This is a genomic window from Mycobacterium sp. 852002-51152_SCH6134967 (assembly GCF_001667105.1).
Taxonomy (GTDB): domain Bacteria; phylum Actinomycetota; class Actinomycetes; order Mycobacteriales; family Mycobacteriaceae; genus Mycobacterium; species Mycobacterium neumannii_A.
Map to the genome: position 1 here is coordinate 37,067 of NZ_LZIK01000004.1, position 21,410 is coordinate 58,476.

Below are 21,410 nucleotides of genomic sequence, written 5' to 3' on the forward strand. Positions count from 1 at the left end.
CGAATCCTGCTTTACGGGCACGGCCCGGGGATGAACAGCGACCAGCACCAGCCCGGCGGAAGGGGCGGGGTGAAGCCGGGCGGTGGTGGCGGCGGTGGTGGTGGCGCCTCGCCTTCGAAGATGTTCTGCGCCACGTTGCCCTGCCCGTGGTAGACGTACCAATACGTGTGGCACACGCTGTTGTCCCATACCACCGGATTCACCCGCAGATTCCCGGTCTGCACCGGCGGATCACCCGGGCACCACCGGCAGGGCCCCGACGGATTCTCGTCCGGACATCCGGGCCACGCTTGCTGCGGCGCCGGCCCGCCGGGCAGCGCTTGGGCCGTGTCCGCCAGCGACCCGAAGCCGGCGCTCGTGATCGCGAACGACATCAATGCCGCGCCGAGGATTCGCTTCGATGTGTGAGGTGTGGTCATGTTTCGCCCTCTTGCTCGGTGCGGCGCTCGATGGCCGTCGTCGAGGCAAGTACACGAAATTCGGTCGGCTACCGATCCCAACTCCGCGGTTTCCGTGACAAGGGGTTCGGGTATCGCTCGGCGAGACCATCGTGGACTAGGAGAGAACTGATGAGCTCACCCGAACAAGCCTCCGACGATGCGAACCAGGGTGAGGGCGCGGAGCAAGGCGTCCCGCCGACGGCTCCCGCGTATTCGTCGCCGCCGCCCGAGGGAATCCCTTCGGCCGACGACAAGGACGGAGCTAACTAGCGCCGCCGGCACACTAGCGGAGGCGGTGCCGGGTCACGACCCCCTGCGCAGATCAGCAAGCGAGTTCTGCACACCGCCGTCCATGCGGATCTGAATACCGGCCACCGCCAGCATTACCGCTGAGGTGACCAGATGCACGATCGCGTCGGTGATGTTGTTGGGGAACGTGAACACGTACGCCACCTGGCGGGAGAAGAACGCCCAGATGCCCGGCAACGCGCCCGCCACCGCCGCGACGAGCAGATACAACACCGACCACGACTTGCGAAACGCGAACACCAGTCCCGGTCCGAACAGGGCGAGACCGGCGACGGCGTGCCAGCCGTTGTAATCCATTCCGAGTACCTGCGCAGTCGGTGCGCCCGGGCCCGTGGCGAAGCTCGGCTCCACCATGAAGCCGATCACCGCCTGTATGACGTGGAACGCGGCGATGACCAGCAGGCCGACCTGGGCGAAACTCCACTTCACGGTGACACCCTTCTGGTTGTCGATACCTCGGCAAATACTACGCTCGGTAGTAGTACTTTGTGAAGGGGTCGAGTGCAAAATCCCGCCAGGCGGCTCGCCCGCTCCGTGGCTAACCTGTCCGGGTGGCAGAAGTGCTGTCGGTGAACGTTGCGCGAGTGCGGGTCAATCCCGATGCGCCCTCGAGGTCGACGGGCATCGACAAGGTCGCCGTGGCGGACCGGGTCGCGGTGCGCGCGCCGGGACCGATGCGCGGCGGCCTGGGCAGCGGACTCGTCGGCGACACCATCGGCCATAAGAAGCTGCACGGCGGTGACGATCAAGCCGTCTACGCATACGCGCGAGAAGACCTCGACGACTGGGAAAGTCGACTGGACCGCCGGTTGACCAACGGCATGTTCGGCGAGAACCTCACCACGACGAACGTCGACGTGACACAGGCGCGAATCGGTGAACGCTGGCGCGTCGGCACCGACGGTCTCCTGCTCGAGGTTTCGGCGCCGCGCACACCGTGCCGCACCTTCGCGGCCTTCCTGCAGATCGACCGCTGGATGAAGACCTTCACCACGGCCGCCAAACCCGGTGCGTACCTGCGCGTCATCTCACCGGGAACGGTGGGCGCGGGCGACGAGATCTCCGTCGAGTACCGCCCCGACCACGAGGTGACCGTCGAGTTGGCGTTCCGCGCAAGGATGTCCGACGCGTCGTTGCTTCCACAGCTGCTCGCGGCCGACGCGTTGTCTGCCGAACTCAAGACCTACGTCCGCAAGCGCCTGTCGACCAACGGCAAATAGGCACCACCGCGGCCCGCCCGCGGAACCGTGACGCACCCCACGCTTTGGTAACGGCACCGCTGCCGGTGCCGACATAACCGTCAGCAGCGGCTACGCGCGGCGGGTGTCCCGTATCGCGGCAGGTGTGAAGCAGCAGCGCCTGAACCGGCAGCCCTGACCCGGCTCCGGTCCGCCCATCCGCGATGACCGCTCAGCGGTATCCCTCGACCAGGAAGTTCACAGCGATGACATTGCGACACAGTTGGGCGCGCCGCATGATGGCCGGCGCGCTGGCGGCCCTGCTCATACCGGGCCTGGTCGCGGCGGTGGGTGGCACGTCCACCGCAGCGGCATACTCACGACCGGGCCTTCCCGTCGAAACGCTGATGGTCCCATCGGCCGCCATGGGCCGCGACATCCCGGTCAAGTTCCAGGGCGGTGGCCCGCACGCGGTCTACCTGCTCGACGGCTTGCGGGCGCGCGACGACAACAGCGGCTGGGACATCGAAACCGCCGCGTTCGAGAACTACTTCGAATCCGGTTTGTCGGTCGTGATGCCGGTCGGTGGCATGTCGAGCTTCTACACCAACTGGCAAGGACCCGCGGTCGGCAACGGCGGGCGCTACTCCTACCAGTGGGAGACCTTCCTGACGTCTGAACTCCCGGCGTACCTGTCCGCCAACAAGGGCGTCTCGCCCAGCGGCAACGCGGTGGTCGGCCTGTCCATGTCGGGCAGCGCGGCGCTGATCCTGGCGGCCTACCACCCCGGCCAGTTCCGCTACGCGGCATCGTTGTCGGGCTTCCTCAACCTCTCCGAGGGCATCTGGCCGCTGCTGGTCGGCGTCGCGATGCGCGATGCGGGCGGATTCAGCGCCACGGCGATGTGGGGCCCGCCGGGCAGCTCGGCCTGGAAGCGCAACGACCCGACGGTCAACGTCGGCAAGTTGGTGGCCAACGGCACCCGCATCTGGGTGTACTGCGGCAACGGCGTCCCGTCCGAACTCGGAGGCGGCGGCGACATCGCCGGCCAGTTCCTCGAAACCATCACGCTGGACAGCAACAAGAGCTTCCAGCAGGCCTACCAGGCAGCCGGTGGAGGCAACGGCACGTTCAACTTCCCCGCCAACGGCACCCACGGATGGGGCTACTGGGGTTCGCAGCTGGCCGCGATGAAGGGCGACATCCAGGCCACGCTGGGCGCCTGAGCTCGCTGACGCCGCTGGGCGACCGCCTCGTGCGGTCGCCCAGTGCGCGTTGGAGACAATCACGGGGTGACGCAGCAGCCGCGACCGACCGTTCCCGCGCTCCTGGCGCATGCATGCCACGAATTCGGCGACCACACCTATCTGGTCACCCCGACGGACCGACTCACCTACCGTGAGGCGCACGAGCGCTCGGCCCGCATTGCGCGGTGGCTGCTGGGGCAAGGCGTCGGCAAAGGAACCCGCATCGGCCTGTTCTTTCCCAACGGGGTGGACTGGATGCTCTGGTGGTTGGCGGCCTCCCGCATCGGCGCGCTGGTCGTGCCGCTGAGCACGCTCTACGCCCCGGCCGAGATCGCCAAAGTCGCTCGGCTGGCCGACGTTGCGCTGATCGTCGCTCCCCGGCGCGTGCTGAGCATCGATGTCGCCGACCGGTTCGAAGCGGCCTGGCCGGAGTTGACGACCCAGCGGGGCGGAAAGTTGGCCATGACGGGCGCTCCGTACCTACGTCGGATCGTGTTCGTCGACGGCCCGGTTCCCCCTTGGGCCACGCGGTTTGACGGCGACGCCGACGGCCTACCGGACGAGCTGCTGGCCGCCGCGGAGGCCGAGGTGAGCCCCGCCGATCTGGCCGTTGTCATCCACACGTCGGGCTCGACAGCGGACCCGAAGGGCGTCATGCACACGCACGGCACCCTCGTGCGACAGACATCGACATGGCCGAACGCGATCCGCGCGGTATCCAAAAGCGAAGGTGCAGTGCGGATTCTGTGTGCGATGCCGTTCTTCTGGGTCGGCGGGCTGCTCGCGGCGACCGGTGCGTTGCACGAACCCGTCACGGTGCTCGTCATGCCGAAACTGGACGCCGAGGGCGCACTCGATCTGATCGAACGCGAGCGGGCCGCTGGAGTCGTCGGATGGCCCGCGTTCACCCAGCGGCTCCGTGAGCATCCGAGCTTTCCCGGCCGCGATCTATCCTGCGCGCCGATGCTGCGCGACGGCCCGCTCGACATCGCGATGGTCGACGTACCCGACGGATATCCCGTGCATCGCACCATGTCCGAGACCGCGGGCGGATTCGCATACACCGACATGTGCATCGTCGACGACGACGGCGCACTGGTTTCTGACGGGCAGGTCGGCGAACTGCTGATCCGCGGCATCGGCGTGATGGCCGGCTACAACAAACGCGAACGGTCGGAGACCTTCGACGAAAACGGTTGGTACCACACGGGCGATCGCGTCTACCGCAGACCGGGCGATCCGCGGCTGTTCTACGTGGGCCGGACCACCGACATGATCAAGGCCGCCGGGGCCAACGTCTCACCGCTCGAGGTCCAGGCGGTCATCGAGGAATCCCCCGCCGTGGCACAGTGTCTCGTGCTCGGTATCGACGACCCCCTACGCGGGGAGCAGGTGTGCGCAGTCGTCGTGCCCGCCGCCGCACGCGTCGACATCGACACGTTGGCCGCCCACGCCCGCGCGCACCTGTCGACATACAAGGTGCCGACCCGCTGGGTGCTGGCCGCCAGTGACCAGATCCCGATCCTGCCCAGCGGAAAGTTCGACCGCAGGACGCTGAGCACCATGATCGTCGACGGCGTCCTCGAATCGGTTGTTCGGTGACTGGGATGGATGTCCTGCGAACACCGGACGACCGTTTCGCCGCGCTGCCCGACTACCCGTTCGCCCCCAGCTATGTCGACGTGCAGACACGCGGAATGGGCCCGCTACGAATGCATTACGTCGATGCGGGGCCGTCCGACACGCCCGTCGTCGTGCTGCTGCACGGTCAACCGACCTGGTCCTATCTGTACCGGCACGTCATCGGTGTGCTGTGCGGGGCGGGTCTGCGCGTGATCGCGCCCGACAACATCGGCTACGGCCGCTCGGACAAGCCGACCGACCCGACCGCCTACACCTTCAAGCGGCACGTCGACTGGATCCACAGTGCCATCACCCGCTTGGATCTCACCGATATCACCCTGGTCGTACAGGACTGGGGCGGGCCCATCGGGCTCAGCGTGCTTGCGCGCGAACCCGACCGCTTCGCCCGCGTCGTCGTCACCAATACGATCCTGCACACCTGCGACCCAGGCCTGGCGGGCAAGCTCGAATGGGCGCATCACGCCGTCGGCGACGGTCAGGTCATCCTTCAGGAGACCCTCCTCGACTACGTGGCGTACTACCAACGCTCACCGGAACTCGTTCCGAGCTTCTTCCTCGACGCGGTGGCCGGTCCATTGAGCCCGGACGTGCGAGCCGCCTACGACGCACCCTTCCCCGACCGTTCGTACACCGCAGGCCTACGCCAAATGACCGCGTTGATTCCGTTGACGCGCAACGATCCCGGGGCCGTGATCGGTCGCGAGACCATGGCCGCGCTCGGCCAGTGGCGCCGGCCGTTTCTCACCGCGTACTCCGATGGCGATCCGGCGACGCGCGGTTGGGACAAAATTTTCGCCGAACACGTTCCCGGCGCGAAAGGCCAACCGCACACGACGGTCACGGGTGCGGGCCACTTCATTCAGGAGCAGCGGGGCGACGAACTCGGCCGCATCATCACCGAATTCATCGCCCGCACAGGGTGATCAGAGCCCAAACTGGTCGTCGATGATGCCGAGCCACACCTGAGCCGCGTCGATCGCCACCTTCTCGCTGATGAACGCGTGCTGGGTGCCGGTGTACATGTCGCGGAACGCACGTTCCAGGCGGCTGCCCTCGCGGATCGCACTGGTGCCCGCGGCCAGATGTGCCCACTCCGCGCACTGACGAGCCACGTCGGTGGCGTACACCGCGGCCACCCTCATGTCCGCGCGCAGGGTCGGCGTGAGGTCCTCCCCCGCCGCCACACTGGCTTCTGCCGTTGCGAACGCATCGAGCACCAGCAGCCGCGCCGCCCGCCACGCCGCGACGTGATGGGCCAGCCCTTTCTGGAAGGTCGGCCGGCTCGCCAGCGACGCCATGTCGCTCATCCGGAACTTCGTGGCGGCCAGCTCTTCGACATCGTCGAGCATGCTCTTGGCGACGCCCAGCGCCCACGACGCATGCCCGGCGGCGGTGACGGGCATCATCCCCATCTGCGTCGCGGGCGACGATCCGCGCAACGGCTCACGAGTGAACAACGCGAACGTGCGCTCGGCGGGAACGAACACGTCCTCGACGCTGTAGTCGTAGGAACCCGTCCCCTTGAGCCCCTGCACGTGCCAACCGTCGTTGAAGCTGACCTGCTGACGCGGCAGGATGGCGATCTGCATGTCAGGCACACCTTCGCTGACCCAGCGCATCTCGGTCCCGTCCATCGGCAGGAACCCCGCGGCGACAAATTGCGCATGCCCGATCCCCGAACCGAAGCTCCACGACCCGGTCAGCCGGTAACCACCGGGCACGGCGGCGCCTTGACCGTTCGGGAAGAACTGCCCGCCCATCGTGACCCGGTTTTCGTGGGCCGTGAACACCTCGGCGAAGCCCGCGTCCGGCAAGTACGCGGCGGCAGCGAACGACGACGGCAGGTTGGCGATGCCGATCCAGCCGAAAGACCCGTCCTGCCACGCCATCTCGATCCAGGTCTCGATCATCTCGGCGAACGACGGTTCGCTGCCGCCGGCGGCAGCGGGGTTGAACGCCGTCATCAGGCCGGTGTCCCACATCGCCTCGACCACGGTCGGGCTCAGTGTGCGCAACCGCTCCGACTCGCCGGCCTCGCGGGCGACGAGATCACGGAGCCCGCGCGCTTTCGCCGTGATGTCACCGGCCGATGCCGAGGTCTCCAACGTCGAGGTCATCCGTCTTCTCTATCAGTTGTCGGCGATCCGATGTCACAAATCCGGTCGCTGCATACGTCTGGGGTGTGTGAGGACAGACGAGAAAGGCAGCAACCCATGAAGAACATCGTGATCCTTGGCGGCGGCTACACCGGTATGGCGACGGCCACGGCGCTGGCGGGCCGGTTGAAGCGCCGCGACGACGTGCACATCACGCTGGTCAACGCGCAGACCCGCTTCACGGAGCGGCTGCGGCTGCACCAGGTCGCCTCCGGCCAGGAGCTGAACAACCTGCCGATACCCGACCGGCTCACCGGCACCGGCATCGAGTTCGTCCACGGCTGGGTGACCGGCATCGACGCCGACGCGCAGACCGTTCGCATCGATGACGCCACGATCTTGCGCTACGACACCCTGGTCTACGCGCTGGGCGCCGTCGCCGACAGCAACGGCGTCCCGGGCGTCGACGAGTTCGCCTACACCCTCAACAGCGCCCAGGACGCCCAACTGCTCGCCGAGCACCTGAAGCGGATCGGCGACGGCCCCGTCGTGGTCGCCGGTGCCGGGCTCACCGGCGTCGAGTCCGCGGCCGAGATCGCCGAACAACATCCCGAGCTCGACATTGTTCTGCTGAGCCGCCAGTTTCCCGGCGCAATGATGGGCGAGAAGGCGCGGGCACGACTGCACGCCGGGCTGGAACGCCTCGGCGTCCGGGTGCGCGCCGGCGTCGAGATCGTGAAGGTGATGGCCGACGGCGTCGCGCTGGCCGACGGCGAGGTGGTCCCGGCGCAGGCTGTGCTGTGGACGACCGGGGTGCGGGTGTCACCAATGGCTGCGACGGCGGGGCTGACGGTCGACGAGCGTGGACGCATCGTCACCGACGAGTCGCTGCGCTCCGTCAGCCACCCGAACGTCTACGCAGTCGGCGACGCGGCCGCGGTGCAGCAGGGATACGGCATCATTCACGGCACCTGCCAGAGCGGCATCCCCACCGGTGTGCACACCGCAGCGTCGATCGCACGTGAGCTGAAGGGCAAGAGCCCCAAGCGATTCCGCTTCGGCTACATCCACCAGCCGGTCAGCCTGGGACGTGACGACGCCGTCATCCAGTTCACCCATGCCGACGACAGCCCCGGATGGTTCTATCTGGCCGGCCGGTTCGCCGTCGCGTATAAAGAGGCGGTGAGCTCCAGCCCCTGGACGACTTACCGCCTGCTGAAGCTGATCCCGGCGTTCGGCGCCGCCATGTGGCGCCGCGGGGGCAGGTTGACAAAGTGACCGATGACCAGCAGACGTTCGCCGATCACCGCAACCTGTTGTTCGCGATCGCCTACCGCATACTCGGCTCGGCCGCCGATGCCGAGGATGTGGTCCAAGACGCGTGGTTCAAGTGGTCGGCGGACGACCGCTCCCAGGTATCCGACCCCAAAGCCTACCTGTCACGCATCGTGTCGAACTTATCGATGGATCGGCTGCGCTCGACACAGCGGCAGCGCGAAACCTATGTGGGGCCGTGGCTTCCGGAGCCGATCCTGACCGCGTCCGATGCCGCCGACGACGCCGTCACCGCCGATTCGGTCTCGCTGGCGATGCTCGTCGTGCTCGAGACCCTCAGCCCGCTGGAACGCGCGGTGTTCGTTCTCAAGGAGGCGTTCGACTTCAGCTACGCCGAAATCGCCGAAGCCGTCGAACGTTCCGAGTCGGCGGTGCGACAGGCCGCCCACCGCGCACGCGAGCACGTCCAGGCCCGCCGACCGCGGTTCGAGGCCGACCGGGCCAAGAAGCGGCAAGTCACCGAGCGATTCTTCGCCGCGAGCGTCGGCGGTGACATCAACGCGCTGTTGGAGATGCTCGCGCCGGAGGTGACCTTGTGGACCGATGGCGGCGGCAAGGTCCGCCAGGCGCTGCGACCGCTCATCGGCGCGGCCAACGTCGCCCGCTGGCTCGCCGGCACCGCCAAGCGCCCCTATGAAGGCATCGAAATCGCCGATATGACAGCTGAAGTCGTGGAGATCAATGGCGGCCCCGGAATCGTACTGAGCGGCGCTGGACGCATCATCGCCACGCTCACCGTTGACCTCGACGACGACGGCCGCATCGCGACCATCCACAACATCGCAAATCCCGACAAGCTGCGCGCTATCGCCGGCGGTCAGCCCCGATCGCTCACTTGATGATGCGGACCAGGTACGGCGCCATGTTGCTGGTGCGCACCGGGGAGACCGTCACCCCGGTGTCCGCTGTCTCCAGCATCTGCCCGTTGCCGAGGAACAGCGCGACGCTCTGATTCCCGTTGGGGCCGTAGAAGATCATGTCACCGGGCAGCGCCTCGGACGGCAACACCTTCTGCGCGACGTTGTACTGCGCGCCCGAGGACCGCGGCAGCTTGACTCCGATACCGGCGAACGAATAGACCATCAGGCCCGACGCGTCGAAACCGACGGTGCTCAGCGCGGGATCCAGGCCGACGATGTGGCCTTCGCGGTCGAGTCCGGCGACGTTCTCGGGCGTGCCGCTGCCCTTCGTCGGCCCGTTGGCGTCTCCCCCGCCGTAGGAGAAGGGGACGCCGCGCTGCGCGAGACCGCGCGCGATCACGAGGTCGACCGCCTGCTGGTTCGCCGCGGACCGCGAGGATGGTGCGGCGACCGCCACCCCAGGGATGGCCACCAACAGGGCGACACCGATCACCAAGGCGTAGATGCGTCTCATGGTTCGTTGCTCTTTCTTCGTCTGCGCGCATACCGATGGCGCTGTAATCACTTGTACGCGTGGTTTGCTCGTGACGCCAATTCGCGCCTGGCTCAGCGTCAATGAGATGCAGTACCGTAACCGAACAGTGATTACCTCCCTTTGTTGTGGCGCCCGGCGATGACCGAACGGATCGCAGTGGTCGGTGGCGGCATCATCGGTGTCGCGGTGGCCCGCGAGATCGTGCGGCGTCGTCCCGACTCCGATGTCACGCTCTTCGAGAAGGAAAACCGTCTCGCGTCGCACCAGACCGGCCGGAACAGCGGGGTGGTGCACGCGGGTCTGTACTACCAACCCGGTTCGCAGAAGGCCGTGCTCTGTCGTCGCGGGGTGGGCCTGCTCGAAGCGTTCTGCGCCGAGCGTGGCATCCGCCGGATCGCGTGCGGCAAGGTCCTGGTCGCGCTCACCGACGAGGAGAAGGACAGACTCGCCGACATCGAACGGCGGGCGTCGGCGAACGGTGTCCCCGGGGTGCGGATCATCGGACCTGAGGAACTGCTTGAGCTCGAACCCAATGTGCGTGGCATCGCCGCGCTGCACTCCCCGTCGACCTCGATCGTCGACTATGCGGAGGTGACCAGGGAGCTTGCCGCCGACGCCACGAATGCCGGTGCGAAAGTCCTTCTCGGACACGAGGTGACCGGCCTACGGGTGGGCGACTCCGACGTGGTGGTCAGCACCCGTGCGGAGGGAATCGGCGACCAGGCCCGGTTCGACCGGGCCGTCGTGTGCGGTGGTCTGCAGAGCGACCGGCTCGCCGAAATGGCCGGGGACGGCCCGAATCCGGTGATCATGCCGTTCCGGGGCGAGTACTACGCGCTGAAACCGCACCGGCGCGATCTCGTCAACGGTCTGGTCTATCCCGTGCCCGACCCGCGCTATCCGTTTCTGGGTGTGCACCTCACCCCGCGCGTGGACGGTCAGGTGCTCATCGGACCCAACGCGGTGCTCGCGCTGGCACGTGAGGGTTACACCTGGGGCACGGTGTCGCTGCGCGATCTGAGCGCGATCGCCTCGACGCCCGCTTTCTGGCGGTTCGCCAGGCGGCATTGGCGCACGGGTGTCCGCGAGGTGTCCGGTTCGCTGTCCAAGCGGCGATTCATCACTGCCGCCAGGGCCTACGTGCCGTCGTTGCGTGACAAGGACGTGGTGCCCGGCACCGCCGGCGTGCGGGCCCAGGCCCTCGACCCCGACGGCGGTCTGGTCGACGACTTCCGGATCAGCGTGCGCGGCCGCGTCGTGGTGCTCCGAAATGCGCCGTCACCGGCGGCGACCTCGGCGCTGGCGATCGCCGAGCGCATCGCGGACACCTTTGAGGCGTCGACGTGACGCCTCCCTGCTGATAACGCCATCCCCGGCAAAGGCCGGGTCGTACTGTGGGGGCATGGCCATCATCGAAACGGACGCCGCGCCTCAGACCCCGTTCGACCAGGAGGTCGCTGCCACGCAGCGGTACTTCGACAGCCCGAGATTTGACGGCATCATCCGCCTCTACTCGGCCCGTCAGGTCGCCGAGCAGCGCGGCACGATCCCCTCCGACTACATCGTGGCGCGCGAGGCCGCCACGGCCTTCTACGAGCGCCTGCGCGAACTGTTCGCACAGAAGAAGAGCATCACCACGTTCGGCCCATACTCGCCTGGCCAGGCCGTGACGATGAAGCGGATGGGCATCGAGGGCATCTACCTCGGCGGCTGGGCGACGTCGGCGAAGGGGTCGACGACCGAAGACCCCGGCCCCGACCTGGCCAGCTACCCGCTCAGCCAGGTGCCCGAGGAGGCGGCGGGGCTGGTCCGAGCGCTGCTCACCGCCGACCGCAACCAGCAGTACCTGCGGCTGCAGATGACCAGCGAACAACTCGCGGCAGCGCCCCCTCCCGTCGACTTCCGCCCGTTCATCATCGCCGACGCCGACACCGGCCACGGCGGAGATCCGCACGTGCGCAACCTGATTCGTCGCTTCGTGGAGGCGGGGGTGCCCGGCTACCACATCGAGGACCAGCGGCCGGGCACCAAGAAGTGCGGCCATCAGGGCGGCAAGGTGCTGGTGCCCTCCGACGAGCAGATCAAACGGCTCAACACCGCGCGGTTCCAGCTCGACATCATGCGGGTGCCGGGCATCATCGTGGCCCGCACCGACGCCGAGGCGGCCAACCTGATCGACAGCCGAGCCGACGAGCGCGACCAGCCGTTCCTGCTCGGCGTGACGAACCTCAAGGTGCCGTCGTACAAGTCGTGCTATCTGGCGATGATGCGGCGCTTCTACGAGGCGGGCGTCACCGAACTCAACGGCCATCTGCTCTACGCGCTGCCCGAAGGTGAGTACGTCACCGCCAACGCCTGGCTCGATCACCACGGCATCGGCGATGCGGTCGCCGAGGCCGCATCGGAGTACCGGGACCGCCCCGACGGTGAGATCGACGCGATCTTCGACCGGGTCGAATCCAAGGCCGTCGACGCCTGGCAGCTCGACGCCGGCTTGATGACCTACGGCGAGGCGGTCGCCGAGCTGCTCGAGTTCCGCGAGAGCGAGGGTGAGCAACTCGACATGAGCGTCGCGGAGTGGCGGGCGTTCGCCGAGCGCGCCCCTCTCTACACCGCGCGCGAGAAGGCCAGGGAGATCGGGGCGGCGGTCGGCTGGGACTGCGAGCTGGCCAAGACGCCGGAAGGCTACTACCAGGTTCGCGGCGGTATCCCCTACGCGATCGCGAAATCGCTTGCCGCCGCGCCGTTCGCCGACATCCTGTGGATGGAGACCAAGACCGCCGACCTTGCCGACGCACGCGAGTTCGCCGAGGCGATTCACGCCGAGTTCCCGGAAAAGATGTTGGCCTACAACCTGTCACCCTCGTTCAACTGGGACACGACCGGCATGACGGATGACGAGATGCGGGTCTTTCCCGAAGAACTCGGAAAGATGGGTTTCGTCTTCAACTTCATCACCTACGGCGGTCATCAGGTCGACGGTGTCGCGTCCGAGGAGTTCGCCACCGCGTTGCGCCAGGACGGCATGCTCGCGCTTGCGCGGCTGCAGCGCAAGATGCGCCTGGTCGAATCGCCTTACCGCACACCGCAGACGCTCGTCGGCGGGCCGCGCAGCGATGCCGCGCTTGCCGCGTCGTCGGGCCGCCTGGCGACCACCAAGGCGATGGGCAAGGGTTCGACCCAGCACCAGCATCTGGTGCAGACCGAGGTGCCCAAGAAGCTGCTCGAGGAGTGGCTGGCGATGTGGGGTGAGCACTACAAACTCGACGAGCGGCTGCGGGTGCAGTTGCGCCCGACCCGGCCCGGGTCAGACGTGCTGGAACTGGGCATCTTCGGTGAGCGTGACGGTGAGGACGAGAAACTCGCCAACGTGATCGTCGACCCGATCAAGGACCGGCACGGCCGCAGCATCCTGACGGTGCGCGACCAGAACACGTTCGCCGAGAAGCTGCGCCAGAAGCGCCTGATGAGCGTGGTGCACCTGTGGCTGATCCACCGGTTCAAGCCGGAGATCATGTACTACGTCACGCCGACCGAGGACAACATCTATCAGACCGAGAAGATGAAGTCGCACGGCATCTTCACCGACGTGTACCAGGAGGTCGGCGAGATCATCGTGGCCGACATCAACCAGCCGAGGATCGAGGAGCTGCTGGCCCCCGATCGCGAGGCGCTGGGCCGGTTGATCCGCAAGGAGGATTAGGGCCGCTGACCCCCCGCGGGGCCGCGGACCGGTGCCCTCTCGCGCGGACCTGCAGCGGACCCTTGCCCTCTCGCGGACTCGGTCGGCGCAGCGCCCACCTATCAGCGAAAAAGTCGCTGGGAGCGAATTTTTCGCTGTGAGGTGGGCATCGAAGGTGATGCTGACAGCTGGGCCCTGGGAGAATGTTTCGCTGTGAGGTGGGCCGCGCGAGAGTGCCCCAGGTGTTCGGCGGCGAGATGTGTACGACCTTCATCGCGGTCATCTCGTCGAGCAGTTCCGGGCCGAAGCCGAAGCCATTACCGCTCGCGCGGCGCGGTTGCGATGCCCCGCCGGGCGCTCCGCCGAACACATCGTTGATCTTCACGGTGCCCACCGGTAGAGCTCGCCACGCCTCTTGAGCGTGCCCCATGTCTGCGGTCAGAACGGTCGCGGCCAGGCCGTAGCGGTCGTCGGCCGCTTCACGCAACGCGGTGTCGAAGTCCGGAACCACTCGTACCGGGGCCACCGGACCGAAGGTCTCCTCAGAGAACACCAACATCTCCGGTGTGCAGTCGGCGAGCACCGTCGGCGGGTAGAACGAACCGTGCGCCACCACGTCGACGTCGGGCGCCGAGGCAAGCTGGCCGCCGACCGATCCGTCACCGTCGAGGATTTCCAGCACGCCGTCGGGAAGTTGCTCGGCCAACAGTTGGGCGAACCGCCGACCGGTCGCCGGACACCGCTCACTTGGCTTGTGCACCACCGTATTTCCCGTCACCAGCGCCGCGCCCAGCAGGCCGGCCGCCACAGCGACCGGATCGTTCCACGGGGTGAGTACCGCAACGACGCCGCCCGGTTCGGGACCATCAGATCGGTTGCTGACCAGGAGCCGTGCAGGCTGCGGCCGCGATGCCGCGGGCCGAGTTCGGCGTACTGCACCAGCGTGCCCGCGCCCGCGTCGACTCCGCCCAACGCGTCGTCGCGGGTCTTGCCGGTCTCACGTTCGTTGACCGCGGCTCGAACCGCTGCGGCCGCCTTGGTCAGCGCGGCCGCGCGTTCGGCGGCGGGGGTGCGCGCCCACCCCGGCGCGGCTGCGCGGGCTCGTCCCACGGCTTGGACGCAGCTCGAGGATCGGTGATCGGAATCCTGCTGACTTCGTCGCCAGTGCGGGGGTCCAGAACGGTCATTTCCATGGTCTGCGACACGCGAAGAGTGGTACCCGCTGCGATCGTGGTCAACCGCGCCACGCGCCGCGGCTTGGCGGCCCGGAGTGATCAGCCGTAGAGCTCTTCGAATTTGCGGATCGAACGTTCGATATCGCCTTTGACCGCGCGGGCCGCCGTCGCGCCGATGGGCCCGAACAGCGGCGCTCCCCCGAGGTTCATGGTGAGAGTGAACGCCGAACCGGCGTCGACCTCGGCGACCGTCATCGTGAGCCCGTACCTGGTGCCGCCGACACCTTTTCCGGTGACCTCGATCAGCTTGGGCGGGTCGAATTGCTTGATGGTCCACGTGACGCGGTTGCGCAACCCCTTGGCCCCCGCGACGCCGACAATCGTGGTGCCGACCGTCAGCTCGTCGGGCAGCTCGCTGCGCCAGCCTTCGTGCATGACCATCCAGTCCCCCAACGAGTTGAGATCCGATACGTGCTCCCATGCCTCCTGCGGAGTCAACGTGAGCTGACGCGACAACTCGAGTTTGGCCATCTTCGGATCGTAATCAGTTCAGCTCGGCGCGGGCAGGCGTAACACCAACCGGGCCCCTCCGAGTGGGCTGGCCTCCATCGCGGCCGTGCCGCCGTGCAACTCGGCTTGCTGGGCGACCAGCGCCAGCCCCAGCCCCGACCCGGATCGCGCCGCCGTCGAGCCGCGGGAGAACCGCTCAAACACGGCGGCGCGCTCCTCCTCGGGGATCCCCGAACCGTTGTCGTCGACGGTGATCTGCACGCCTTCACCGGAAGCGACCGCGCCGAGCTGGATTTCGGTGGCGTCGCCGTGCTTGATCGCGTTGGTGATCGCGTTGTCGACGACGAGGCGCAACCCGGCAGGCAGGCCCACCATGAGCACCGTCGTCGACGACGACAGCGACACCTTCAGCCCGGGATAGTTGCGCATCGCGTCGTGTGCGGCACGGTCCAGCAATTCGGTGATGTCGACGGGGACGAAGTCGTCGACGGTGGTCAGTTCGCCCTGCGCGAGTCGCTCCAACGCCGTCAGCGTCGCCTCGATCCGGCTCTGGGTGCGCATGACATCGGCGATCACCTCCTGGCGCTGCTCGTCACGCATCTGAAGCGTGGAGAGCACCTCGAGGTTGGTGCGCATCGCCGTAAGGGGTGTGCGGAGTTCGTGCGAGGCCACCGCGGCGAAATCCCGCGCCGACTCCAGTGCCGCACGCGTGCGCTGCTGTTCATCACCGATCCGGGCGAGCATCCCCTCGACGGCTTCGGCGATCTCGACGGCCTCCTGAACGCCGCGCACCTGAACCTCTTCCGGTTTGGACTGGGCGTTGATCGCGCGCGCCTGCTGGGCCAGCAAGCGGAACGGGTTGATCATGATCGACCACATGACCCACCCGACCAGCACGGTGCCCACGATCACGCCCCCGCAGATCAGCAGCACCCGTCGGTGCAGTTCGTCGATGCGGCGTTGCGTCTCGGCGAGCGGTGCGCCGATCGCGATCAACGCGTCGCCGGCGGTGAACGTCCGGACCCGGTATTCGACACCGTCGATGGTGGTGTCGGCGTAACCGACGTCGAACCGCGGCAACACGATGTTCTCCGGTATGGAGACCGTGATCTCGTCGACGCGGGCCGTGCGGACCAGGCCGCCGTCGGGGATGGGCGGGTTGACGTCGGCCTGTTGCGCGGTGCGCAGCAGTTCGCTGATGTCGCCGAGGCTGCTCACCGAGTCGAGGCGACGGTCCAGCTGGCTGTACTGGTCGTTGGTGACGCCGAACCACACCCACGCGCCCAGCGTGATCACCAACGCGACCACCGACAGCGCCGCGACGATCACGATGATGCGCAGTGACATCACGCGGGTCAGCAGCTGGTACAGGCGTCCACCGAGTCGCACGATCAGCAACGATAGGACGGATCAGACCCGTCGCGGCAGTTGCGCGCCGATCAATGGCGCAATCTTTTCCGCCATGTAGGTATGACCGGCGTCGGTGGGGTGCACGCCGTCGGGGCCGATGAGCTCGGGCCGGTCCACGAACCACCGGGCGGCGATCGGGTCGACGAACGTCGCGCCCGCCAGTTCGGCCTGATATTTGAGGGTGTCACGGATGCGCATGACGGCGGCGGGAACGTCGGCCGTCGGCCACGGCGGCCCGATCACGAGGAAGAGCGCGGACGGCGCGATCCGCCGGGCCAACAGGAACGTGCCGTAGACCAGCACCGACAACTGTGTCGGGTCGACGTTCTGATCGTTGCGCGAACCGAAGAACACCACCAGCGTGTCGTCGGGCTTGACCGTCGCGGCGGTCAGATCCTCGAAGAGGCTGCCCCGGTTGCCACGGGTGCCGTAGCCGGCTCCACCCTCGGCGCCGACGACCGCTGTGGTCGACAATCCCTGCTCGGCCAGGATCTGCCAGGCCTGGGTGGTCCAGGATTTCTCGCCGAGCCCGCCTTCCGGGCCTCCGGTCGTGTACGAGTCGCCGATCACCGCGATGCGGTTGAGCGCGAAGCTGAGCACGTCGATTTCCTTGTGCTCCATCGGCTTCGGATGCTGATAACCGGTGACCACGAGAATGGCGATCGCCACCGCGACGGTCAGTGCGCTCCTCACCGCGCCGGCGTACGACCGTGAGAACACGGGCGCGAGAAGCGTCGTCACCCGGCGCGGGCCGTCATCACCTCGGACCTTTCGCGCGGGCGCGACACGGTGTGCAACCTGCCTGTCGCATCCGGGATCGACGCGGTGGGGCCGTTCAGCATGCTGCGCATCCATTTCCGGGCGGGCTCCTCGACAAAGTGGTACAGCATGACCGCGCCGATCAGCGCGGTGCCAAGCAAGGCAACCATTATGAGCTTGCCCGTGAAGTCCGATGACAGCGTCAGCCCGAATTGCTGCACCATCCAATCCCAGGTGGTGTGCACCAACTCGTGAACCATGTAGAGGCAGAACGACACATGCCCGAGGTACACGACCGGCCCCAGCGAAAGAAGCCAGGGCAGCGATCCGGCGCCGATGGCCAGGGTGAACAGCAGCGGCACGAACAGCACGTCGACCAGGCCGGCACCGTCGACGATCTTGGGCAGTGGGTGTGCATCGAGTCGGTAGAGGATCGCGACGATCGCGGCGCCGAGCAGAAGTGCGGCGTACCCGGCGGCGCGCCGAGCCTGATCGCTTGGGTCGAGCTTGCGCACCGCCGCTGCGATCAGGGCGCCGGCGGTGAACTGCATGACGATCCGCGGCAGCCAACTCCACGGGGTATAGAACTGCCCCGACGCCAGCAGAAGCAGGATCGGCGGCATCACGGCAACGAAGGCCAGCGCGATCAGGCCCCTCGCCCTTGTCGACCGAGCGATGCGGAAGATCACCAGGATCAGACCGCCGAACAGCAGATAGGCCAGCCACTCCGCGCTGATCGACCACGCCGGCCCGTCCCAACTGGAGCCGTCGAAGTAGGGCACGAACCACAGTTGGACCATCAGCGCCTGGCGCAGATAGTTCGTCGCCGTCAATGTCTCGGCTGCCGGTGACGGCACCCGGCCGACCTGCAGGGTGAAGATGATCCACAGGGCCGCCAGATGCATCGTCACCAGGTAGACCGGCCACACGCGGGCCAGCCGAAGCCACAGGAAGCGCAGCGTGGCTCGCCACTCGAACGACGGTCCCATGCGGTCGAGATAGTTCCATGCCAGCACGAACCCACTGAGCATGAAGAACAGGTCGACACCTTGGGCACCGCAGTTGAGCAGCGGCGCGAACGCCGATCGGAACCCCGGCACGGACTGCTCTAGCAGGGGTCGGAAGTGAAAGAGCACCACCCATACGGCGGCGACGATGCGCAGGCCGGAAAGGGCCTTGATTTCTCCGGTGCGCACAACACTCTCTTCGCGGAAGTCCGTAGCGTTTTCGTTCGGGGTCCTGCCTGATAACCACACCGGGTTGGTCCGCTCCCCTGACCACAGACCCCGGCAGCCACCGAAGGGTAGCAGCGGGGCTCGCCGCGGTTCAGGCCCGAAAAGTGCGCGCAGGCGGCGTGCGACGTTCGAAACCGTTGGTAACAAGGCACTTCGGCGACGAGAGCAACATCGGTGAAAAGTTGTCCGACACGCCGATGAACCGACTCTGAACACACTCTTGACTGATTCCAGAAAACAGAGCATATTGGCAGCGTGTCCCCCACGCCTGACTACGCGGATCGGCTACGCGCCGCCGATCTTCGCGTGACCCGCCCGCGGCTTGCGGTGCTCGAGGCGGTCTACGGCAACCCCCACGCCGATACGGAGTCGATCTTCGGCGCAGTGCGTCGCGCCCTCCCCGACGTCTCCCGGCAGGCCGTCTACGACGTGCTCGCCGCGCTCACCACCGCGGGGCTGGTGCGCAAGATCCAGCCCTCCGGGTCAGTCGCCCGCTACGAGTCGCGTGTCGGCGACAACCACCATCACGTCGTATGCCGGTCGTGTGGCGTCATCGCCGACATCGACTGCGCCGTCGGCGAAGCGCCCTGTCTGACGCCGTTTGACCCGAAGGGCGCGTTGGACGGCTTCGTGCTCGACGAGGCCGAGGTCATCTACTGGGGCTTGTGCCCAGAGTGCTTGGTATCGCAGGTTTCCCGATCACAACCGTGATCACAGCCCAAATAACCCACCGGAAGGAACGCTGTGTCATCTGATACGTCCGACGCTCGCCCGCCTCATGATGATTCCAAGACAGCCAGCCACAGCGAGAGCGAGAACCCGGCTATCGATTCGCCGAAGCCGAAGTCGCACGCTCCTCTGACGAACCGGGACTGGTGGCCCAACCAGGTCGACGTGTCGGTGCTGCACAAGCAGAACGAGAAGGGCAACCCGCTCGGCCAGGACTTCAACTACGCCGAGGAATTCAAAAAGCTCGACCTCGAGGCGTTCAAGGCCGACGTCCACAAGCTGATCACCACCTCGCAGGACTGGTGGCCCGCCGACTACGGCAGCTACGCGGGCTTGTTCATCCGCATGAGCTGGCACGCCGCAGGCACCTACCGCATCTTCGACGGCCGCGGCGGCGCGGGCCAGGGTGCCCAGCGTTTCGCCCCGCTCAACAGCTGGCCGGACAACGCGAATCTGGACAAGGCGCGCCGTCTGCTGTGGCCGATCAAGCAGAAGTACGGCAACAAGATCTCCTGGGCCGACCTCATCGCGTACGCCGGAAACGCCGCACTCGAAGTGTCGGGCTTCAAGACCAAGGGCTTCGCGTTCGGTCGCGAGGACATCTGGGAGCCCGAGGAGATGCTGTGGGGCCAGGAGGACACCTGGCTGGGCACCGACGAGCGCTACGGCGGCACCAACGACAGCGATCGCAAGCTGGCTGAGCCATTCGGTGCGACCACCATGGGCCTGATCTACGTCAACCCGGAAGGCCCTGAGGGCAAGCCGGATCCGCTGGCGGCTGCGCACGACATCCGCGAGACGTTCGGCCGGATGGCGATGAACGACGAGGAGACCGCGGCGCTGATCGTCGGTGGCCACACTCTGGGTAAGACGCACGGCGCCGGCGACGGCGACCTGGTCGGACCCGAGCCGGAGGGCGCCCCCATCGAGCAGCAGGGGCTGGGTTGGAAATGTGCGTTCGCCTCCGGTAAGGGCAGTGACACCATCACCAGCGGCCTCGAGGTCGTGTGGACGCCGACCCCCACGGAGTGGGGCAACGGCTACCTGCAGACCCTGTACGGCTACGAGTACGAGTTGACCAAGAGTCCCGGCGGCGCTTGGCAATTCGAGGCCAAGGACGCTGAGGCGATCATTCCCGATCCGTTCGGGGGCCCGCCGCGTAAGCCGACGATGCTCGTCACCGACATCTCGATGCGGGAAGATCCGATCTACGGCGCGATCACCCGCCGTTGGCTGGAACATCCCGAGGAGATGGACGAGGCCTTCGCCAAGGCGTGGTTCAAGCTGATGCACCGCGACATGGGTCCCGTGAGCCGCTACCTCGGGCCCTGGATTCCCGAGCAGGAGATCTGGCAGGACCCGGTGCCCGCGGTGGACCACGAGCTGGTCGACGAACAGGACATCGCCCAGCTCAAGAGCAAGCTGCTCGACTCGGGCCTGACCGTGCAACAGCTGATCAAGACCGCATGGTCGTCGGCGTCGAGCTTCCGTGGCACGGACAAGCGCGGCGGCGCCAACGGCGCGCGGATTCGCCTTGAGCCGCAGAAGGACTGGGAGGCGAACGAGCCCGCCGAGTTGGCGCAGGTGCTTCCGGTGCTCGAGCGCATCCAGCAGGAGTTCAACAGCTCGGCGACCGGCGGCAAAAAGATCTCGCTGGCCGACATCATCGTGCTGGGCGGCTCGGCTGCGGTCGAGAAGGCTGCGCGTGACGGCGGTTTCGAGATCAACGTGCACTTCGCGCCGGGGCGCACCGACGCCACGCAGGAGGACACCGACGTGGAGTCCTTCGCGGTGCTCGAACCGCGGGCGGACGGCTTCCGTAACTTCGCGCGGGCGGGTGAGAAGGCTCCGCTGGAGCAGCTGCTGGTCGAGCGGGCCTACATGCTCGACCTGACCGCTCCAGAGTTCGCGGTGCTGATCGGTGGTCTGCGGGTGCTGAACGTCAACCACGGCGGCAGCAAGCACGGCGTGTTCACCGACAAGCCGGGTGTGCTGAGCAACGACTTCTTCACGAACCTGCTCGACATGAGCACCGAGTGGAAGTCGGGTGCGGCGGAGAACGTCTACGAGGGTGTGGACCGCGCGACGGGACAGCTCAAATGGACGGCCACCGTCAACGACCTGGTGTTCGGCTCGAACTCGGTGCTGCGCGGCATCGCCGAGGTCTACGCCCAGGAAGACAGCAAGGACAAGTTCGTCGAGGACTTCGTCGCTGCCTGGGTGAAGGTCATGAACAACGATCGCTTCGACTTGGATTAACACCCGA

General features: G+C 67.0%; 20 protein-coding genes and 1 pseudogene. 11 read left to right on the top strand and 10 right to left on the bottom strand.

Annotated features, from left to right (window positions below; genetic code table 11):
- Positions 1–11: 11 nt before the first annotated feature.
- A complete protein-coding gene (locus A5790_RS00330) occupies positions 12–419 on the bottom strand; it encodes a hypothetical protein (RefSeq protein ID WP_231987558.1) in 408 nt (135 codons plus the stop codon).
- A gap of 150 nt (positions 420–569) precedes the next feature.
- Here A5790_RS00330 and A5790_RS25645 point away from each other — a divergent pair, with 150 nt between their 5' ends.
- The gene (locus A5790_RS25645) at positions 570–710 is read left to right on the top strand and encodes a hypothetical protein (protein WP_156616962.1); all 141 of its coding nucleotides are present in this window, start codon (positions 570–572) and stop codon (positions 708–710) included.
- Between the two features lie 33 nt (positions 711–743).
- Here A5790_RS25645 and A5790_RS00335 read toward each other — a convergent pair whose 3' ends face one another.
- Positions 744–1,178: a DUF4383 domain-containing protein gene (locus A5790_RS00335; RefSeq protein ID WP_066840445.1), complete on the bottom strand. Its 435-nt coding sequence runs from the start codon at positions 1,176–1,178 to the stop codon at positions 744–746.
- Positions 1,179–1,309: 131 nt separating this feature from the next.
- Between A5790_RS00335 and A5790_RS00340 the strand changes: the two genes are divergently transcribed.
- From A5790_RS00340 to A5790_RS00355, 4 genes are all read left to right on the top strand, one after another.
- Positions 1,310–1,969 (top strand): MOSC domain-containing protein, encoded by a 660-nt coding sequence (locus tag A5790_RS00340; protein ID WP_197696683.1) that lies wholly within the window; start codon positions 1,310–1,312, stop codon positions 1,967–1,969.
- Positions 1,970–2,193: 224 nt separating this feature from the next.
- Entirely contained in the window at positions 2,194–3,153 is a 960-nt protein-coding gene (locus A5790_RS00345) for an esterase family protein (protein ID WP_066840449.1), read from the top strand.
- Between the two features lie 66 nt (positions 3,154–3,219).
- Positions 3,220–4,776: a class I adenylate-forming enzyme family protein gene (locus A5790_RS00350; RefSeq protein WP_082961506.1), complete on the top strand. Its 1,557-nt coding sequence runs from the start codon at positions 3,220–3,222 to the stop codon at positions 4,774–4,776.
- 5 nt (positions 4,777–4,781) lie between these two features.
- Positions 4,782–5,741, top strand: coding sequence for a haloalkane dehalogenase (locus A5790_RS00355; protein ID WP_066840452.1), 960 nt, complete (start codon positions 4,782–4,784; stop codon positions 5,739–5,741).
- Here the strand turns inward: A5790_RS00355 and A5790_RS00360 are convergent, their stop codons facing one another.
- On the bottom strand, positions 5,742–6,935 hold the full coding sequence (locus tag A5790_RS00360; protein ID WP_066840453.1) for an acyl-CoA dehydrogenase family protein: 1,194 nt from the start codon (positions 6,933–6,935) through the stop codon (positions 5,742–5,744).
- A gap of 96 nt (positions 6,936–7,031) precedes the next feature.
- Here A5790_RS00360 and A5790_RS00365 point away from each other — a divergent pair, with 96 nt between their 5' ends.
- Together A5790_RS00365 and A5790_RS00370 are read left to right on the top strand one after the other, a co-directional pair.
- Complete coding sequence (locus tag A5790_RS00365; protein WP_066840456.1) at positions 7,032–8,192, top strand: NAD(P)/FAD-dependent oxidoreductase; 1,161 nt, start codon at positions 7,032–7,034, stop codon at positions 8,190–8,192.
- Complete coding sequence (locus tag A5790_RS00370; RefSeq protein ID WP_156656254.1) at positions 8,189–9,088, top strand: RNA polymerase sigma-70 factor; 900 nt, start codon at positions 8,189–8,191, stop codon at positions 9,086–9,088. The genes A5790_RS00365 and A5790_RS00370 overlap by 4 nt, the downstream gene beginning before the upstream one ends.
- Here the strand turns inward: A5790_RS00370 and ripD are convergent.
- Entirely contained in the window at positions 9,081–9,623 is a 543-nt protein-coding gene (ripD, locus tag A5790_RS00375; protein ID WP_066840467.1) for an NlpC/P60 family peptidoglycan-binding protein RipD, read from the bottom strand. The two genes, A5790_RS00370 and ripD, sit on opposite strands and share 8 nt — an antisense overlap.
- Positions 9,624–9,782: 159 nt before the next feature.
- Between ripD and lhgO the strand changes: the two genes are divergently transcribed.
- Positions 9,783–10,991 carry an L-2-hydroxyglutarate oxidase gene (gene lhgO / locus A5790_RS00380; RefSeq protein WP_066840475.1) on the top strand — a complete coding sequence of 403 codons (1,209 nt, stop codon included), beginning with the start codon at positions 9,783–9,785 and terminating at the stop codon, positions 10,989–10,991.
- A gap of 55 nt (positions 10,992–11,046) precedes the next feature.
- On the top strand, positions 11,047–13,347 hold the full coding sequence (aceA, locus tag A5790_RS00385) for an isocitrate lyase ICL2 (protein WP_066840477.1): 2,301 nt from the start codon (positions 11,047–11,049) through the stop codon (positions 13,345–13,347).
- Here aceA and A5790_RS26450 read toward each other — a convergent pair.
- The 6 genes and pseudogenes from A5790_RS26450 to A5790_RS00415 all read right to left on the bottom strand — a co-directional run bounded on the left by A5790_RS26450 (position 13,271) and on the right by A5790_RS00415 (position 18,376).
- Positions 13,271–13,885, bottom strand: a complete 615-nt coding sequence (locus A5790_RS26450; protein ID WP_369829749.1) for an aldehyde dehydrogenase family protein — start codon at positions 13,883–13,885, stop codon at positions 13,271–13,273. The two genes, aceA and A5790_RS26450, sit on opposite strands and share 77 nt — an antisense overlap.
- Before the next feature lie 108 nt (positions 13,886–13,993).
- Positions 13,994–14,436: pseudogene (locus A5790_RS26455) on the bottom strand (aldehyde dehydrogenase family protein); the annotation flags it as partial.
- Between the two features lie 164 nt (positions 14,437–14,600).
- Positions 14,601–15,032, bottom strand: a complete 432-nt coding sequence (locus A5790_RS00400; RefSeq protein ID WP_066840483.1) for an SRPBCC family protein — start codon at positions 15,030–15,032, stop codon at positions 14,601–14,603.
- An 18-nt stretch (positions 15,033–15,050) separates the two neighbouring features.
- Positions 15,051–16,358: a sensor histidine kinase KdpD gene (locus A5790_RS00405; protein ID WP_082694195.1), complete on the bottom strand. Its 1,308-nt coding sequence runs from the start codon at positions 16,356–16,358 to the stop codon at positions 15,051–15,053.
- A gap of 63 nt (positions 16,359–16,421) precedes the next feature.
- Positions 16,422–17,114: a GDSL lipase gene (locus tag A5790_RS00410; protein ID WP_066840587.1), complete on the bottom strand. Its 693-nt coding sequence runs from the start codon at positions 17,112–17,114 to the stop codon at positions 16,422–16,424.
- A gap of 44 nt (positions 17,115–17,158) precedes the next feature.
- Positions 17,159–18,376 carry an acyltransferase gene (locus tag A5790_RS00415; protein WP_064418580.1) on the bottom strand — a complete coding sequence of 406 codons (1,218 nt, stop codon included), beginning with the start codon at positions 18,374–18,376 and terminating at the stop codon, positions 17,159–17,161.
- Between the two features lie 294 nt (positions 18,377–18,670).
- On the opposite strand from A5790_RS00415, the gene A5790_RS00420 reads away from it, so the two are divergent.
- Together A5790_RS00420 and katG are read left to right on the top strand one after the other, a co-directional pair.
- Complete coding sequence (locus A5790_RS00420; RefSeq protein WP_126315859.1) at positions 18,671–19,126, top strand: Fur family transcriptional regulator; 456 nt, start codon at positions 18,671–18,673, stop codon at positions 19,124–19,126.
- Between the two features lie 33 nt (positions 19,127–19,159).
- Positions 19,160–21,403 carry a catalase/peroxidase HPI gene (gene katG, locus A5790_RS00425; protein ID WP_066840489.1) on the top strand — a complete coding sequence of 748 codons (2,244 nt, stop codon included), beginning with the start codon at positions 19,160–19,162 and terminating at the stop codon, positions 21,401–21,403.
- Positions 21,404–21,410: the final 7 nt, after the last annotated feature.

Excerpts from the sequence above, each read along its gene's own strand:
- A5790_RS00330 (WP_231987558.1), bottom strand. The coding sequence starts at position 419 with ATGACCACACCTCACACATCGAAGCGAATCCTCGGCGCGGCATTGATG.
- A5790_RS25645 (WP_156616962.1), top strand. The coding sequence starts at position 570 with ATGAGCTCACCCGAACAAGCCTCCGACGATGCGAACCAGGGTGAGGGC.
- A5790_RS00345 (WP_066840449.1), top strand. The coding sequence starts at position 2,194 with ATGACATTGCGACACAGTTGGGCGCGCCGCATGATGGCCGGCGCGCTG.
- A5790_RS00355 (WP_066840452.1), top strand. The coding sequence starts at position 4,782 with ATGGATGTCCTGCGAACACCGGACGACCGTTTCGCCGCGCTGCCCGAC.
- A5790_RS00360 (WP_066840453.1), bottom strand. The coding sequence starts at position 6,935 with ATGACCTCGACGTTGGAGACCTCGGCATCGGCCGGTGACATCACGGCG.
- A5790_RS00365 (WP_066840456.1), top strand. The coding sequence starts at position 7,032 with ATGAAGAACATCGTGATCCTTGGCGGCGGCTACACCGGTATGGCGACG.
- ripD (WP_066840467.1), bottom strand. The coding sequence starts at position 9,623 with ATGAGACGCATCTACGCCTTGGTGATCGGTGTCGCCCTGTTGGTGGCC.
- lhgO (WP_066840475.1), top strand. The coding sequence starts at position 9,783 with ATGACCGAACGGATCGCAGTGGTCGGTGGCGGCATCATCGGTGTCGCG.
- aceA (WP_066840477.1), top strand. The coding sequence starts at position 11,047 with ATGGCCATCATCGAAACGGACGCCGCGCCTCAGACCCCGTTCGACCAG.
- A5790_RS26450 (WP_369829749.1), bottom strand. The coding sequence starts at position 13,885 with ATGTTGGTGTTCTCTGAGGAGACCTTCGGTCCGGTGGCCCCGGTACGA.
- A5790_RS00400 (WP_066840483.1), bottom strand. The coding sequence starts at position 15,032 with ATGGCCAAACTCGAGTTGTCGCGTCAGCTCACGTTGACTCCGCAGGAG.
- A5790_RS00405 (WP_082694195.1), bottom strand. The coding sequence starts at position 16,358 with ATGTCACTGCGCATCATCGTGATCGTCGCGGCGCTGTCGGTGGTCGCG.